Origin of the sequence: Flavobacterium tyrosinilyticum, from assembly GCF_023656565.1 — a bacterium.
GTDB classification, from domain to species: domain Bacteria; phylum Bacteroidota; class Bacteroidia; order Flavobacteriales; family Flavobacteriaceae; genus Flavobacterium; species Flavobacterium tyrosinilyticum.
Window position 1 is genome coordinate 434,017 of the sequence record NZ_JAMOKG010000001.1, and the last position, 16,344, is coordinate 450,360.

Annotated in this window: 13 protein-coding genes; 1 reads left to right on the plus strand and 12 read right to left on the minus strand. The window is 34.7% G+C overall.

Annotated elements, in window-relative coordinates; genetic code table 11:
* Positions 1 to 268 precede the first annotated feature (268 nt).
* The 11 genes from queG to NCC77_RS02000 form a co-directional block, all read right to left on the minus strand.
* Positions 269 to 1,195 (minus strand): tRNA epoxyqueuosine(34) reductase QueG, encoded by a 927-nt coding sequence (gene queG / locus NCC77_RS01950; protein ID WP_250834135.1) that lies wholly within the window; start codon positions 1,193 to 1,195, stop codon positions 269 to 271.
* The gene (locus tag NCC77_RS01955; RefSeq protein WP_250834136.1) at positions 1,192 to 2,538 is read right to left on the minus strand and encodes a cytochrome P450; all 1,347 of its coding nucleotides are present in this window, start codon (positions 2,536 to 2,538) and stop codon (positions 1,192 to 1,194) included. Before NCC77_RS01955 ends, queG begins: the two co-directional genes overlap by 4 nt.
* Before the next feature lie 4 nt (positions 2,539 to 2,542).
* Entirely contained in the window at positions 2,543 to 3,565 is a 1,023-nt protein-coding gene (gene ruvB, locus NCC77_RS01960; protein ID WP_095927926.1) for a Holliday junction branch migration DNA helicase RuvB, read from the minus strand.
* A 106-nt stretch (positions 3,566 to 3,671) separates the two neighbouring features.
* A complete protein-coding gene (locus NCC77_RS01965; RefSeq protein WP_250834137.1) occupies positions 3,672 to 5,474 on the minus strand; it encodes a cytochrome c oxidase subunit I in 1,803 nt (600 codons plus the stop codon).
* A 30-nt stretch (positions 5,475 to 5,504) separates the two neighbouring features.
* Entirely contained in the window at positions 5,505 to 6,695 is a 1,191-nt protein-coding gene (locus NCC77_RS01970) for a cytochrome c oxidase subunit II (protein WP_250834138.1), read from the minus strand.
* Positions 6,696 to 6,714: 19 nt separating this feature from the next.
* Positions 6,715 to 8,109 carry a quinol:cytochrome C oxidoreductase gene (locus tag NCC77_RS01975; RefSeq protein WP_250834139.1) on the minus strand — a complete coding sequence of 465 codons (1,395 nt, stop codon included), beginning with the start codon at positions 8,107 to 8,109 and terminating at the stop codon, positions 6,715 to 6,717.
* A 27-nt stretch (positions 8,110 to 8,136) separates the two neighbouring features.
* The gene (locus tag NCC77_RS01980) at positions 8,137 to 8,682 is read right to left on the minus strand and encodes a c-type cytochrome (protein ID WP_248729362.1); all 546 of its coding nucleotides are present in this window, start codon (positions 8,680 to 8,682) and stop codon (positions 8,137 to 8,139) included.
* Positions 8,683 to 8,690: 8 nt separating this feature from the next.
* Positions 8,691 to 9,215 carry a DUF3341 domain-containing protein gene (locus NCC77_RS01985; RefSeq protein WP_008466841.1) on the minus strand — a complete coding sequence of 175 codons (525 nt, stop codon included), beginning with the start codon at positions 9,213 to 9,215 and terminating at the stop codon, positions 8,691 to 8,693.
* Complete coding sequence (nrfD, locus tag NCC77_RS01990) at positions 9,208 to 10,611, minus strand: NrfD/PsrC family molybdoenzyme membrane anchor subunit (RefSeq protein WP_008466839.1); 1,404 nt, start codon at positions 10,609 to 10,611, stop codon at positions 9,208 to 9,210. Before nrfD ends, NCC77_RS01985 begins: the two co-directional genes overlap by 8 nt.
* A gap of 34 nt (positions 10,612 to 10,645) precedes the next feature.
* Positions 10,646 to 13,696 (minus strand): TAT-variant-translocated molybdopterin oxidoreductase, encoded by a 3,051-nt coding sequence (locus tag NCC77_RS01995; protein ID WP_250834140.1) that lies wholly within the window; start codon positions 13,694 to 13,696, stop codon positions 10,646 to 10,648.
* Between the two features lie 32 nt (positions 13,697 to 13,728).
* Entirely contained in the window at positions 13,729 to 15,063 is a 1,335-nt protein-coding gene (locus NCC77_RS02000; protein WP_250834141.1) for a c-type cytochrome, read from the minus strand.
* A gap of 220 nt (positions 15,064 to 15,283) precedes the next feature.
* Between NCC77_RS02000 and NCC77_RS02005 the strand changes: the two genes are divergently transcribed.
* Positions 15,284 to 15,673 carry an SPOR domain-containing protein gene (locus NCC77_RS02005; RefSeq protein ID WP_095927933.1) on the plus strand — a complete coding sequence of 130 codons (390 nt, stop codon included), beginning with the start codon at positions 15,284 to 15,286 and terminating at the stop codon, positions 15,671 to 15,673.
* A gap of 131 nt (positions 15,674 to 15,804) precedes the next feature.
* On the opposite strand, the gene NCC77_RS02010 is transcribed toward NCC77_RS02005, so the two are convergent.
* Positions 15,805 to 16,314 (minus strand): DUF4920 domain-containing protein, encoded by a 510-nt coding sequence (locus NCC77_RS02010; protein ID WP_250834142.1) that lies wholly within the window; start codon positions 16,312 to 16,314, stop codon positions 15,805 to 15,807.
* Positions 16,315 to 16,344: the final 30 nt, after the last annotated feature.

Sequence of the window (16,344 nt, forward strand, 5' to 3'; positions counted from 1 at the left end):
AAAATCAATCCTCATTATTCCGACAAAGTGCACATAAAGTCGTTAAACAACATTTTTTAACAATTGTTTACCTATTGAAAATCTAATTTCTGTAAATATTTAACAATAAAACAGCCGAATTTTCTTAAAAATTTAAAGAGATATTCAATTCCTACAGAATTTATTGATAAATAAGTAAAAAACGTAGGAAAAAAAATAGCGCAAAGGGAGAAAGATCCTTTTAATATAAAAAACTAAGAATCAGAAAGATAAAACAAACATCAGCTTGTTACTGTAAAAACTTAATATTACGTTTTAAACCATCGAATTTGGTTCTTTTAATAGGAGAGTTTTTAAAAACTAGCTTAAAGGTTTCTTCTGTAATCTCTATCCAGTCTTTTTTAGCAAAAGAAAGCAGCTCTGGATTAGGATTAAATAAAGGTTCTGAGTGGGGTTTAGAAAATCGGTTCCATGGACAAACATCTTGGCAGGTATCACAGCCAAACATCCATTCATCGAATTTCCCTTTCATTTCTTCAGGAAGATTTTCTTTTAATTCGATGGTATAATAAGAAATGCATTTGCTACCATCAACAATATATGGTGCTACAATTGCCTGTGTAGGACAGGCATCAATACAGGCGGTACAAGACCCACAATGGTCTGTAACTGCATAATCGTATTCTAATTCTAAATCAATAATAAGTTCGGCAATGAAGTAAAAAGAGCCAACCTTTTGAGTAATCAGGTTACTGTTTTTTCCAATCCAACCCAAACCGCTCTTTGCCGCCCAAGCTTTATCTAAAACAGGTGCCGAATCGACAAAAGCACGTCCTGATACCTCTCCAATATTTTCTTGGATTGAGTGCAAAAACTCCTTTAATTTATCCTTAATTACAAAATGATAATCTTGACCGTAAGCATATTTAGAAATCTTAAAACTCTCATCGTTTTGCTTAGAATCTGGGAAATAATTAAGCAAAAGCGATACGACACTTTTACCATCATCAACCAACAAAGTTGGATCGAGACGCTTATCAAAATGGTTTTCCATATAGGCCATTTGACCATTACGATTGTTCTTTAACCAATTTTCAAGTCGAGGAGCTTCTTGTTCTAAAAAACCAGCCTTAGAAATTCCGCAAGAAATAAACCCAAGTCTTTTGGCTTCTTCTTTTATAAATTTTGAATATGTTTCTTTTGAATTGATACTCATCGTTTAGAAAATGAAACTTCAACGTTAATAGGTTTTAAAGTAATTAATGGATTAAACTGAACGGTATCATTATCAGATTTAATAGTATACTTTTTAACAATCTGAGATATCGTTAAACACATTTCATAAATGGCAAATCCAGTTCCAATACACATTCTAGGACCAGCCCCAAAAGGATAAAAATATTGCATTGATTCCTTTTTTTGCTCTCCAAGAAATCGCTCTGGAATAAATTCATCAGGATTATTCCAATATTTTGGATTACGATGCAATTCGTAAAAAGAAACTCCAATCAAAGTGTCTTTTTTAATTTTAAATTCAGCCAAAGCATCATCCTCGAGATTTTGCCTGTCAGTAATCCAAGCTGGTGGATATAAACGCATAGACTCGTTCAAAACCGCATTTGTATAGACCATTTTTTGAAGCTGTTCTATAGTGTTGCTTGTTTGAGATTCAACCTCAATGATTTCCTCAAAAACCTTCTGTTGAACTTCGGGATTTCTTCCTAAAAGATAAAGTGTAAAAGTTAACGCGTTTGCCGTGGTTTCATGTCCTGCAATAAAGAGAACTTTAATTTCATCAATCAATTGTTCAATAGACATGCTTTCGCCCGTATCTTCATATCTGGTTTCCAGAAGCATGTTCAATAAATCATTAATTTCTTCATTCGAAGTTTTTCTTTCCTCGATGATTTCCTTAATAATAGCATTATTTTCCTCTGCTAACTTAAGATGTTTCTTGACCTGGCCACTCATTGCAAACCACCAAGCTTTATGCGGAAGTCTGATTTCCTTAATCAAGAAGTTTTGCACTTCTTCTATAATAAATTTAATGCGATGAAATTTATCCTCAGCATTTGAAAGCTGGAATAAAGATTTTGCGACAACATTAAACGCAAGATTACTCATAACTGGAAAAAGATCTATTGGCCTTTCTTCAACTAAATTATTTACTTCTGAAGCAATAGTCTCATTCATATTATCAACTAGCTGATTCATTTTTTGTTTATGAAATGCTGGCTGAATAAGTCGTCTCTGTTTTAACCAAAAATCACCATCACTAGTTAAAAGTCCCTTTCCTAAATATTTGGAAAGATAAACCGATTGAAATTTAGATTTATTATAATTCTTTTGATTCTTAACTAAAATATGCTGTGCAATTTCATTATCTCGTGACAAGATTATATACTTGGAAAAACCAATTCGTATAGAAAAAGAATCTCCGAATTTCTCAAAATATCTTTTATGAAAAGGAATCGGATTTCTACGAACACCTTCAGCATCCTTGAAAAATCTAAGTAAAGATAAATTCTGAGGATAAGTATATTTAAACTTGTCTGACATATAATTAAAATAAACCTCCCTGTATATTTGTGTTTATTTTTCCAAGATGCTTATACGCTTTATCTGTAACTTCTCTTCCTCGAGGCGTTCGCATGATAAATCCTTCTTGAATCAAGAAAGGCTCATAAACTTCTTCTATCGTTTCACTGCTTTCACTAACAGCTGTAGCTAAAGTTGAAAGTCCTACCGGACCGCCTTTAAATTTATTAATAATAGTTAATAGTATTTTATTATCCATTTCATCTAGACCATGAGCGTCTACATTTAAGGCTTTTAAAGCATATCTTGAAATTTCTATATCAATTCTTCCATTTCCTTTAATTTGAGCAAAATCACGAACACGTCTTAATAATGCATTTGCAATACGAGGAGTTCCGCGGCTTCTTCCAGCAATTTCAATTGCAGCTTCTAGATCAATAGGCATTTTTAGAATAGAGGCACTTCTTTCAACAATTGTTGTCAAAAGTTCTGTAGTATAATATTGTAAACGCGAAGATATTCCGAAACGAGCACGCATTGGAGCCGTTAATAATCCCGATCGAGTTGTTGCTCCAATCAAAGTAAAGGGATTCAAATTGATTTGCACTGTTCTCGCATTTGGACCAGATTCAATCATAATATCAATTTTGAAGTCCTCCATAGCAGAATACAAATATTCTTCCACTACAGGACTTAATCGATGAATTTCATCAATGAACAAAACGTCTCTTTCGTCTAAGTTTGTCAGCAAACCAGCCAAATCACCAGGTTTATCCAACACAGGACCAGAAGTAATTTTGATTCCGACTTGCAGTTCGTTAGCCAATATATTTGCCAAAGTCGTTTTCCCTAAACCAGGAGGTCCATGAAAAAGTGCATGATCGAGTGCTTCACCACGCTGATTAGCGGCGGCAACAAACACTTTTAAATTTTCCAAAACTTGATCTTGTCCAGCAAAATCATCAAATGATAGCGGACGCAATCTTTTTTCGAGATCTAACTCTTCTGAGTTATATCCTTTAGTAGTAGGATCTAGATTTTCATTCATCCTACAAAGATATATAAACTAATCAGTTTGTAAAATAGCAAGACTGAACGATTAAAACTTTAACTAAACAAAAAAGGCTATCATTTCTGATAGCCTTTGATTATTTTTAGTGGTGTAAAACTTCTTCACCTTCTTTCATCGGTACATTTTGAGGAACAAAATCTACATCATGATTTGGGTTACTATAGTCATACGGCCAACGATATACGTGAGGAATTTCTCCTGGCCAGTTTCCGTGAATATGTTCAACTGGTGTAGTCCACTCTAAAGTTGTAGATCTCCATGGATTTTGAACTGCTTTTTTACCGTAGAAAATACTGCTAAAGAAGTTATATAAGAATACCAACTGGAATGCACCTCCTACAAGAGCAAATGTTGTAATTAAAACATTCACATTTTGTAAATCATCAAATAATGGGAAGTTAGTGTTAGTATAGTAACGTCTTGGTAAACCAGCTAATCCGATAAAGTGCATTGGGAAGAAAACTCCGTAAGCACAAACTGCAGTTACCCAGAAGTGGATATAACCTAAGTTTTTATTTAACATTCTTCCATACATTTTAGGGAACCAGTGGTAAATACCAGCAAACATTCCGTAAAGTGCAGAGATACCCATTACTAAGTGAAAGTGAGCAATTACGAAGTAAGTATCGTGAACGTTAATATCTAAAGTACTATCTCCTAAAATGATTCCTGTTAAACCTCCAGTGATGAAAGTAGAAACCATTCCGATAGAGAATAACATTGCTGGATTAAATTGTAAGTTACCTTTCCATAAAGTTGTAATCCAGTTAAATGCTTTTACAGCAGAAGGAATTGCAATCAATAAAGTTGTAAAGGTAAATACAGATCCTAAGAAAGGATTCATACCTGAAATAAACATGTGGTGACCCCAAACAATAGTAGATAAGAATGCAATTGCAAGAACTGACATAATCATCGCTCTGTATCCGAAGATCGGTTTACGAGAGTTCGTAGCCATAATTTCAGAAACAAGACCCATTGCTGGTAAGATTACGATGTAAACCTCAGGGTGACCTAAGAACCAGAATAAGTGCTCAAACAATACTGGAGAACCTCCTTGGTAATGTAAAACCTCTCCTGCAATATAGATATCAGATAAGAAGAATGAAGTACCAAAACTTCTATCAAAAATCAATAATAAAGCTGCTGATAATAAAACTGGGAATGAAATAACACCAATAATAGCTGTTACGAAAAATGTCCAGATTGTAAGAGGAAGTCTAGTCATAGACATTCCTTTAGTTCTTAAGTTAAGTACAGTAACAATGTAATTTAAAGATCCCATCAAAGAAGATGCGATGAAAATAGCCATAGATACTAACCATAATGTCATACCTGTTCCTGATCCTGGAATTGCTTGTGGCAATGCACTCAAAGGAGGATAAATTGTCCATCCTGCAGATGCTGGTCCAGCTTCAACGAATAAAGAAGACAACATTACAACAGCTGATAAGAAAAACAACCAGTATGAAATCATATTCATAAACCCAGACGCCATATCTCTTGCTCCAATTTGAAGCGGAATAAGTAAATTACTAAAAGTTCCACTTAAACCTGCCGTCAGTACAAAGAATACCATAATGGTACCGTGAATTGTTACTAAAGCTAAATAAATATCATTTGCCATTACACCATCAGGTGCAAATTTATCTCCTAATAAAACATTAAATATCTTAAAAGACTCTTCTGGCCACGCCAATTGCATTCTAAAAAGCAAGGACATTGCAATACCAATGATTCCCATAATAATACCAGTAATCAAGTATTGTTTAGCAATCATTTTGTGATCAATACTAAAAATATATTTAGTAATGAACGTGTCTTTATGATGATGTTCGTGCTCGTGATCGTGTCCGTGATCGTGATCGTGCGCTTCTGCTGACATATATGTGTACTTTAAATTTTCTAAATAATATTATTTCAATGCAACTTTAGCTACAGCTGCTTTAACAGTATCGACAACAGCTTTAACAGTGTCAATTACTTTTGCAGTAGAATCTGCAGTTGGAGCAGTTCCTTCAGCTGGTTTCTCAGCCGCTTTTGCAGCAGCAATATCCTGAGCCAAAGTAGTTTTCTCACTTAACCATTTTTTATAGTCTTCTGGAGAATCTACAACCACTTTCATTTGCATATTATAGTGAGACGCTCCACAGATTTTATTACACAATAATAGGTAATCAAAAGTATAAGGATCTAAAGCTGTGCCTCCTTTTGCAACTAACTCAATGCTTTTTTCAGCTCTAAGTTTGTTAATGTTAGCAACTTTTTCAACCATAAATGGTAACTCTCTATATTCCGAAGTAGTATATGTTGGAACGAAAGCAAATTCAGTTACCATACCTGGAACACAGTTCATTTGTGCTCTAAAGTGAGGAAAGTAAGCAGAGTGCAATACATCCTGAGAACGCATTTTAAAGTGAACTTTTTTACCTTTAGGAATGTGCAATTCCGAAACTACGATATCATCTTGAGCATTTGGATCTGACATATCAACTCCTAATGTATTTATTCCTTGGATTAAACGCACGTTAGCTTTTCCTAAAACATTATCTTGTCCAGCATATCTTGCAGTCCATTTAAACTGCTGAGCATATAATTCGATTTCGATTACATCTTCATCTTTATCAACAAACATAATGTTATTCCAAGCATACAATCCATAAAGGATTAAACAAGCTAAAACAACAGAAGGAATGATACTCCAAATTGCCTCTAATTTATTACTATCAGCAAAGAATAACGCTTTTTTATCTTTGTTACCTTTATATTTAAAAGAAAACCAATATAATAAACCCTGTGTAATTACTTGAACTGTAAAGATCAATACCCAAGTAATGTTCATTAAATTATCTACTAAACCACCATGCTCTGAAGCAGGGGTATGAAGTGCCAAATTACCCCATTTTAGTAAACCATAAATAGTAAATATATAAATGAAAGCTAAAAAGCCAAACATGATATATCCCTGAACGTTATTGTCATTATCTGATGCAACTTGAGAATCGTCCGAAGAAGCTCCTACCTGAGTAAGATCAAATATCTTCGTCAATTGCCATAATGCAACTGCTAATAAAACTAAAACTATAATTACCAACAAACTTGTCATCTGTTTACTTCTTTAAATATTAATAATGAAAATGTTTACTTTCTTCGATGAAAGGATTTCTTTTTGCAAGCAAAGGAGATTTAGTTAATGCAGTAAATACAACAAATATAAATAAACCTAAGAAGAAAAGAATCGATGCAATTTCAGGAACTCCAATAAACCATTTGTCTCCTACAGTACCAGGCATAATCATATTAAAGAAATCAACATAATGACCTAATAATATCACAATACCAGCCATAACAACAACCCAGTTAAGACGTTTGAAGTCAGTATTGATTAATATTAATAATGGGAAAACAAAGTTCATAACAACCGCTCCAAAGAAAGGAAGGTTATATAACTGAATTCTTGTTACAAAATAAGTTACCTCTTCTGGAATGTTAGCGTACCAAATCAACATAAATTGAGAGAACCATAAATAAGTCCAGAATACACTAATACCAAACATGAACTTAGCTAAATCATGGATATGACTTGTATTTACATACTCTAAATATCCTTTAGATTTTAAATAGATAGTTACTAATGCAATAGCTGTAATACCACTTACAAAGAAAGAAGCAAATACATACCATCCAAATAAAGTACTAAACCAGTGTGGATCAAAAGACATAATCCAATCCCAAGACATAATAGACTCAGAAACGATAAAGAATACTAAGAATCCTGCAGATGCTTTGAAATTCTTTTTGTAGTAAAGATCATCATTTGCTTCATCTTGTGCTAAACAGTTTTTTCTAGAAAAATGACGGTAGATATTCCATCCTAATAAAAAGATAAAAGCTCTTGCAATCCAGAAAGGAAAATTTAAATATCCAGATTTTCCTGCGATGATAGCATCATAATTTGGACTTTTCGGATCTGTAACTCCTTCTCCTAACCATACAAAAATGTGATTAAAATGTAATCCACATAATACTAAAAGTATAAAGAAGATTATAGAACCAGCTGGCAAATAAGCTGTTATACCTTGCATAACTCTAAACAAAACTGGAGACCAACCTGCTTGAGCAACTTGTTGAATTGCATAGAAAGCTAAAACTCCCATTGAAAGAAGTAAAAAGAAAATACAAGCTACATATACAGCAGACCAAGGCTTATTTTGCAATTGGTGCAATACGTGCTCTAAATGTTTTTCGTGCTCATTTGCACCAGAAACTTCTGCATGCTCAGCTCCTTTATGAGAGTCATGTGCAACTTCAGCAGCCTCATGATGACCTGCTTCTTTGTGAGATGCCTCCGCTTTTTCTTCATGCGCAGCGCCATGAGAACCATGTTCATCTGCAGCAAGTATTTTTTCAACTTCTTGAATATCTTTTGGTGCACTTAAAAAACCATACCCAATTCCTAATAGACCAACGGCCATTAAGATGATAGAAAAAGTTTTTAATTTACTTGAAAATGTATACATATCTATTACGATCAGTTTGTTCAACAATTATAATTGGCTTTTTAGTTTCAGAACATAGTCAGCAACTAACCAACGTTCGTGAGCACTTAATTGATTTGCATGTGAACCCATTGCATTTAAACCATAAGTCTCAACATGAAAGATACTTCCTTCAGTGATCTCTCTGTCTTTATAGCTAGGTACTCCAAGAAATTTCTCTCTTTCAACCAATTTACCTTTACCGTTACCAGTTGCACCATGGCAGCTGATACAATAAATATCAAAAAGCTCTTTACCTTTTCCAGAGTTTTTCTCTTCTTCTGTCAAAGGTGATTTTAAATTAGCTTTTGCTAATTCATAACCAGCAGTTGAGTTTTCATATTCATAAGGTTCAAAACCTCTATTGATAGTTCCTTCAACAGGAAGCTGTCCTTCTTTTCCTCCCTTAAATATTTTTGCTTCTGAATATGGCTCGTAAGCAACAGATTCATACATATTAGGGAAATACTGATAGTTCGGTGCCGAATTATTGTGGCAAGATGAAACTAAAATAGTTATACCAACTAAAAGTGTTATTTTATATATCCTTTTCATAGCTACAATTAATTCTTTTCTATTACTTTAACTTCAACAGCTCCAGTTCCTTCAAAGAAAGAAACTAATTCAGCTTCGTTATCATTTACAGCAACCTCCATTAAAAAGTGGTCATCAGTTGTTCTTACATCTGGGTTTTCAGCTTCTTTAAAAGGCCATAATCTACTTCTCATGTAAAAAGTAATAACCATTAAGTGAGCTGCAAAGAATACAGTCATCTCAAACATAATTGGCACAAAAGATGGCATATTTTGGATAAAACTAAAACTTGGTTTACCTCCAATATCCTGTGGCCAGTCATGAATCATGATGTAACCCATCATAGTTGTTGCAACAGAAATACCAACACATCCATATAAAAAAGCACATATTGCTAATCTTGTTGGTGCTAATCCCATGGCTTTATCCAATCCGTGAACCGGGAATGGAGTAAAAACCTCTTCAATATGATGATGAGCAGCTCTAGTTTTCTTTACTGCATTCATCAAAACGTCATCGTCATTATAAATGGCGTATATAACTTTATTACTCATGATGTGAATCTTTACTGTTTGCTCTTTCTCTAATATAATTATCTCCTGTTCCTTTCAAAATTGTTTTAACCTCTGCCTGAGCAATTACAGGGAATGTTCTAGAGTATAACAAAAACAATACAAAGAAGAAACCAATTGTTCCAATGAAAATTCCAATATCAACAAATGTTGGTGAGAACATTGTCCAAGAAGATGGAAGGTAATCTCTATGTAAAGAAGTAACAATAATTACGAATCTTTCAAACCACATACCGATGTTTACTACAATCGAAATGATGAATGAGAACATGATACTAGTTCTTAATTTTTTGAACCACATAAACTGAGGAGAGAACACGTTACATGTCATCATTGACCAATATGCCCACCAGTAAGGTCCAGTAGCTCTGTTTAAGAATGCATATTGCTCATATTCTACACCTGAATACCAAGCTACGAATAACTCAGTGATGTAAGCTACACCTACAATAGATCCAGTAATCATGATAATGATGTTCATTAACTCGATATGTTGTAATGTGATGTAAGCTTCAAGATTAGATACTTTTCTCATAACGATCAACAATGTATTTACCATCGCGAATCCAGAGAAAACCGCTCCAGCAACGAAATATGGAGGGAAAATTGTTGTATGCCATCCAGGGATTACAGAAGTAGCAAAGTCCATAGATACAATCGTGTGTACAGAAAGTACAAGTGGAGTAGCTAAACCAGCTAATACTAAAGATACTTCTTCAAAACGCTGCCAGTCTTTAGCTCTACCGCTCCATCCAAAACTTAAGATAGAATAAACTCTTTTGTTAAAAGGAGTAATAGCTCTATCACGAAGCATTGCAAAGTCAGGTAACAAACCAGTCCACCAGAAAACTAATGATACTGAAAGATACGTTGAAATCGCGAATACGTCCCAAAGTAAAGGTGAGTTAAAGTTTACCCATAAAGATCCAAATTGGTTTGGAATAGGTAATACCCAGTATGCTAACCATGGACGTCCCATGTGAATAATTGGAAATAAACCTGCTTGAACTACAGAGAAAATAGTCATAGCTTCAGCAGAACGGTTGATGGCCATTCTCCAACGTTGACGGAAAAGTAATAATACCGCAGAAATTAATGTTCCAGCGTGACCAATACCAACCCACCAAACGAAGTTAGTAATATCCCAAGCCCAGCCAACTGTTTTATTTAATCCCCATGTTCCGATACCGGTAGATACGGTGTAAATTATACAACCTAACCCCCAAAGGAAGGCTATTAATGCGATTGAAAATACAATCCACCATTGCTTGTTTGCAGGCCCCTCAACAGGTGCAGCTACATCTACAGTTACATCGTGATAAGATTTATCACCAATAACTAAAGGTTTTCTAATGGGTGCTTCGTAGTGAGACGACATAATCCTTTATATTGTTTCTTAATTAATAATTTTACTAAGTATTTCTAACTTTAACATGGTAAACCACATTAGGTTTTGTACCTACATGCTCTAATAAGTGGTATGATCTTTCGTCAGCAGCTAATTTAGCAACTTTACTTTCTTTATCATTTACATCACCAAATATCATCGCTCCTGAAGAACAAGCACTAGAACAAGCTGTTTGGAATTCACCATCTCTAACTGGACGGCCTTCGTTTTTAGCTTTTAATTTAGTAGCTTGTGTCATTTGGATACACATAGAACATTTCTCCATAACACCACGAGAACGTACGTTAACGTCAGGATTTAATACCATACGGCCTAAATCATCGTTCATATGATAATCGAACTCGCTGTTTTTGTTGTATAAGAACCAGTTAAAACGACGTACTTTATATGGACAGTTGTTAGCACAGTAACGAGTACCAACACATCTGTTGTAAGCCATATGGTTTTGACCTTCACGACCGTGAGAAGTTGCAGCAACTGGACAAACTGTTTCACAAGGTGCGTGGTTACAGTGTTGACACATTACAGGCTGGAATGCAACTTGAGGATTATCTCCTGCTTTTTCCATTTCATTAAATGTAGATAATGAACTAGACAAACCAGCAATTCCTTCTTTTCTTTCATTATCACCTTCAAAAGTGCTTTCAGAAGAATAATATCTATCGATACGTAACCAGTGCATATCACGGCTTCTTCTTACCTCTGCTTTACCTACAACTGGAACGTTGTTTTCTGCGTGACAAGCGATAACACAAGCTCCACATCCAGTACAAGCATTTAAGTCAATTGAAAGGTTGAAGTGGTGCCCAGTTGTACGATCGAATGATTCCCAAAGATCTACAGTAGTAGCCTCAACTTCTTGGTGATCTAAAGATACCATTGGTTTTTCATTCCAATGTTCAGCATCTTTAGTATTAAATATTTCTAAAGTAGTTTCTTTAATAATATCTCCTCTACCCATTAAAGTTTTCTGACCTTGAACACAAGCAAACTCATGTACACCACCAGCTTTAGCAATAGATACTGATTGAACATTATTGAAACCTTTATATAAAGCGTAAGCATTTAAACCTACTTGCATTTCTTCTTTTAGAGCAGCTTTACGTCCGTATCCAAGAGCTAGACCTAAAGTACCAACTGCTTGACCTGGCTGAACGATAACTGGAACATTTTCCAATTTAACGCCATCAACAGTAATAGTAGCATAACTACCATTTAAACCTCCGTTTGCAACAATTTCATTTGATAAACCAAGTTTTTTAGCATCTGCATTAGAAACTGTAACATAGTTATCCCAAGAAACTCTTGTAATTGGATCTGGAAACTCTTGTAACCATGGGTTATTAGCGTGTTGTCCATCTCCTAATCCTGTTTTAGTGTATAATACTAATTCAAAATCACCAGCAGATTTAGATCTTGCAACAGCATTTGCAGCAGTAGCAGCATCAATAGCACCTCCAGACAAAGCTGAAGTTCCAAGAACAGCTACACCATCATGCAATACTTTATTCCAAGAAGCTCCTGCAGTGTAAGCTCCAGAATTTGTTTTTAAGTAGTCATAAAAAGTACCAGTAGTACCATTTACTGACAATAAAACATCTTGAAATTGTTTTGTATTAAAGATTGGGCGAATTGTAGGCTGAGTTAAGCTATATGTTCCGCTTGTAAGTTCAAGATCTCCCCAAGATTCTAAGTAGTGAGGAGCTGGCGCAGCAATTGAAACAATTGATGCAGTTTCGTCTTCTTTTAATGAAAAAGCAACAGACGTTTTAACTTTTTTCAATCCAGATACAAAAGAAGCTGAATCAGCTAAAGTGTAAACAGGATTAACTCCACTCATAATTAAAGTATGAACACTTCCAGCATTCAAATCTTTAATCAACTGTGCAACTGCAACATTAGAACCTTTTCTAATTTGTCTAGCTCCAGCAGTATTAAAAGCTTCACTAGCCAATACTTGATTGATAGCTAAAACTAATAATTGAGCATTTTTATCTTCAATTCCAGATACTAAAACTCCTTTTGAACCAGCAGCTTTAAGCTGTTGTGCAGCTTTTACTACTTCAGTTTTAAAGTTTCCTTCTAAAGCCACAGGAATAGAAGCACCTACAACAATATTATAAATTTGAACTAAAGCTTGCTTTTGAGCAGCTACAGTCATTGGAACACGCTTATCAGCAGCAGCTCCAGATAATGTCATGTTTGATTCAAACTGAAAATGACGAGACATTTTTCCGTTTTGAGGAATACGTCCTTGTGCATATCCTGTATCATATCCTCCACCTTGCCAGTCTCCTAAGAAATCAGCACCAACAGAAACGATTAAAGAAGCTTTTGAAAAATCATAATCAACTAAAGCTCTTTGACCATAAGCAGATTCAAAAGCATCTAAAGCCTCAGATGAAGAAACCGCATCATACACAACGTGCTTAGCGTTTGGATTTTTTGCAATAAACTCAGCAATTAATTTTTCTGTAGATGGACTAGCTAAAGTATTCGTTAACAATACCACTTGACCACCTTTTGCTTTTGCATCTGCCAAACTTGATTTAATTTTTAAATCAACAGCTGACCAAGAAGAATTTTTACCATCTACTTTTGGCTCTTTCAAACGAGCACTATCATACAATCCTAAGATAGATGCATGAATTCTAGCATTCGCAGAAAATTTAGCTCCTGCAATTGTATTGTTTTCAATTTTAATTGGACGACCCTCACGAGTTTTCACCAAAAGATTAGCAAAATCAAATCCGTCAAAAACTGTAGTTGCATAATAATCTGCAACACCAGGAATGATTTGTTCTGGTTGTAATACATAAGGGATAGACTTGTGAACAGGACCTTCGCAAGCAGCTAATGTTACAGCCGCTGTACTAAACCCTACGTACTTTAAAAAGTCACGACGTGAAGTTCCAGATGTAGATAAAGCCTCAGCGTTACCCAAAAACTCATCAGTAGGAATCTCTTCAACAAATTCGTTATTTCTAAGCGCCTCAACAATAGAGCTATTTTCTAGCTCTTCAACACTTTTCCAGTATTTTTTGTTTGATGACATTGTATATATATATTAAAATCTTAATAAATCGATTAATAGTGGCATTTACCACACTCTAAACCTCCCATTTGCGCTGCAGTTAATTTCTCTACACCGTATTTTTTAGAAAGTTCAGCATGAATTTTGTCATAGTAAGCATTGCCTTCCATCTTAACATCAGTTTTTCTATGGCAATCAACACACCATCCCATTGTTAATTTAGAGTACTGCTTCATGATTTCAAATTCTTGTACTGGTCCGTGACAAGTTTGACATTCAATACCTGCAACAGAAACGTGTTGAGAGTGGTTGAAGTAAACAAAGTCAGGCAAGTTATGAATACGAACCCATTTTACAGGCTGTGTTTTTCCAGTATAAGCTTGTTTAGTCTTATCCCATCCAACAGCATCATATAATTTTTGGATTTGAGCATCGTAGAATGCTTTACTGTACTCAGGAGTCGCAGTTGTTTCAGCAACCTCAGAAATATTTTTATGACAGTTCATACAAACATTTAATGAAGGTATACCAGCAGTTTTACTTACACGAGCAGCAGAGTGGCAATATTTACAATTGATTTCGTTATCACCAGCGTGAATCTTGTGAGAGTAGTGAATTGGCTGAATTGGCTCATAATTCTGATCTACACCTACTTGCATTAAGTATCCATAAACAAAATAACCACTTGCCAAAAGCAAAAAGATAGAAGTTACTAAAACCAAGAATTGGTTTTTAACGAAAGCTTTCCAAATTGGAGTTCTAGCTTCTTTTGGAGCAACTTCAATTCCATTTTTGTTTGCAACTTTAGTTAAAACCTTGTTTACCATAAACAACATCACAACTAAAATAGCCATTACAAGAGCAAGAGCTCCTAAAATAATGTTATTTGAAATAGCACCATCCTGAACACTTGTCCCAGGAGGAGTTGCTGCACCTCCTGGAGCTGCAGCTGGTTCAGCTTTCGGCTCAGAAGTATAAGCTATAATATTATCAATATCACCTTCAGATAATTGAGGAAAAGAAGTCATTACTGCTTTATTATTTTCCTCGAAAAGTTTAACAGCAACAGGATCACCTGACTTAATCATGTCAGAACTGTTATGCACCCACTTATAAAGCCAAGCTTTATCATGTCTATCAGCAACTCCTCGTAAAGCCGGACCTGTTGATTTAGCATCTAATTTGTGACATGCAGCGCAATTTGCATTAAAAAGTTCTTTCCCTTTTACTGGATCACCGCCTCCTGCAGCTGGAGCAGCCGCAGCAGCCTCAGGCGCCGCCGGAGCAGCAGCATCTTGAGCAAATGAAGTTAGGGAGAAAATTAACGTTAGCGATAAGCCAAACAGCAATTTTCTTGAGATCGAATTATGGTTACCCACCTTTTTCATATAGTATAAATAATTGTCTACTAATTTTTGGTATGATTTTTTCTGTACTAAATCCAGTAAAAACCTATACCCTCTTTTAAAACTTGCACAAAAATACGACTTATGAACTATTCTCAAAACCTTAAAATAGTCTTAATTATCAATTTATATCAATTCTAAATAATATTAAAATTTCACACTCAAACTTTAAATAGTATTTTTGCATAAAAACCATCACATTATGAGAATTTTAAGTCCTTCAAAAAACCTTTTCTTAACAATTACAACGATTGCTTTCGCACACAATATTAATGCTCAAGATCAAAATTTAACACTGAACCAAGACCCTAAATTTGAGCAGCTACTTAACGAAAAGCGCAAAATTAACACGTCAATAAATACAAACGATACTTATAGAATTCAAATCTTTAGCGGTAAAAGCGACGAGGCAAAAAAAACGTTATCGGATTTTAAAAGAGAAAATTCGAATATCGACGGAACCATTATTTTCAGCACTCCAAACTACAAAGTAATTGTTGGAAATTTTAAAACCAGAATAGAAGCAGAAAGAAACCTGGCAGAAATCAAAAAAAGATACAAAAGCGTTTTCTTACTTAAACCCGGAAAATAATCCATTCAAAAAAAACAAAAAAAGGCGAGATAAAAATCTCGCCTTTTTTTGTTTCATTAACATATCTTAAACACTTATCCTCTAAAAAATAAAACCATTTCACTCATTAGAAACCGTCGCGTTTTTATTTTTTAATTTACCACTTTTATTCCACTAGCCAAGAAACGAATTTCCTCTTTAGGCGCGTTAATAGCATCTATTTCTGCCTTTGTTTTTTTAGCATCTTTTGCATAATGCTTCAACTCTTCAACTGATGTTACTTTTCTCTCTACACTTCCTTCTAAAACAACATTCTTACCTTTTACTGCCGTTGGTACAAAAAAAGCATAATCTTTCATTTTAACGAAGAAAGATGCCCCGTCATTCGTTTTAACACTTATCCAACAACCTCTTTTCGGACAAACATTTGTCACTTCTCCCCTAACCGCAACGCTTTCTATTTTACTTGTAGCTTTTAAATCTTTCTGTAATTCCCCTACAGAAATTGCTTTACTCATCAAAGCATCTGAAACATTTTCACCATAATAATCTCCAACGGAAGCATTACCTGCTGGCGGAGCTGGTTTTTCTACAGCTTCTTGAGCAAAAGACGAAGTAAAAAAACACACAAACAAAATGATCGAGTAAAATACTTTTTTCATATTTCATTATTTTTAATTCAATACATCAAA

Excerpts from the sequence above, each read along its gene's own strand:
- NCC77_RS02005 (WP_095927933.1), top strand. The coding sequence starts at position 15,284 with ATGAGAATTTTAAGTCCTTCAAAAAACCTTTTCTTAACAATTACAACG.
- ruvB (WP_095927926.1), bottom strand. The coding sequence starts at position 3,565 with ATGAATGAAAATCTAGATCCTACTACTAAAGGATATAACTCAGAAGAG.
- NCC77_RS01965 (WP_250834137.1), bottom strand. The coding sequence starts at position 5,474 with ATGTCAGCAGAAGCGCACGATCACGATCACGGACACGATCACGAGCAC.
- NCC77_RS01970 (WP_250834138.1), bottom strand. The coding sequence starts at position 6,695 with ATGACAAGTTTGTTGGTAATTATAGTTTTAGTTTTATTAGCAGTTGCA.
- NCC77_RS01985 (WP_008466841.1), bottom strand. The coding sequence starts at position 9,215 with ATGAGTAATAAAGTTATATACGCCATTTATAATGACGATGACGTTTTG.
- queG (WP_250834135.1), bottom strand. The coding sequence starts at position 1,195 with ATGAGTATCAATTCAAAAGAAACATATTCAAAATTTATAAAAGAAGAA.
- NCC77_RS01995 (WP_250834140.1), bottom strand. The coding sequence starts at position 13,696 with ATGTCATCAAACAAAAAATACTGGAAAAGTGTTGAAGAGCTAGAAAAT.
- nrfD (WP_008466839.1), bottom strand. The coding sequence starts at position 10,611 with ATGTCGTCTCACTACGAAGCACCCATTAGAAAACCTTTAGTTATTGGT.
- NCC77_RS01975 (WP_250834139.1), bottom strand. The coding sequence starts at position 8,109 with ATGTATACATTTTCAAGTAAATTAAAAACTTTTTCTATCATCTTAATG.
- NCC77_RS02000 (WP_250834141.1), bottom strand. The coding sequence starts at position 15,063 with ATGAAAAAGGTGGGTAACCATAATTCGATCTCAAGAAAATTGCTGTTT.
- NCC77_RS01955 (WP_250834136.1), bottom strand. The coding sequence starts at position 2,538 with ATGTCAGACAAGTTTAAATATACTTATCCTCAGAATTTATCTTTACTT.
- NCC77_RS01980 (WP_248729362.1), bottom strand. The coding sequence starts at position 8,682 with ATGAAAAGGATATATAAAATAACACTTTTAGTTGGTATAACTATTTTA.
- NCC77_RS02010 (WP_250834142.1), bottom strand. The coding sequence starts at position 16,314 with ATGAAAAAAGTATTTTACTCGATCATTTTGTTTGTGTGTTTTTTTACT.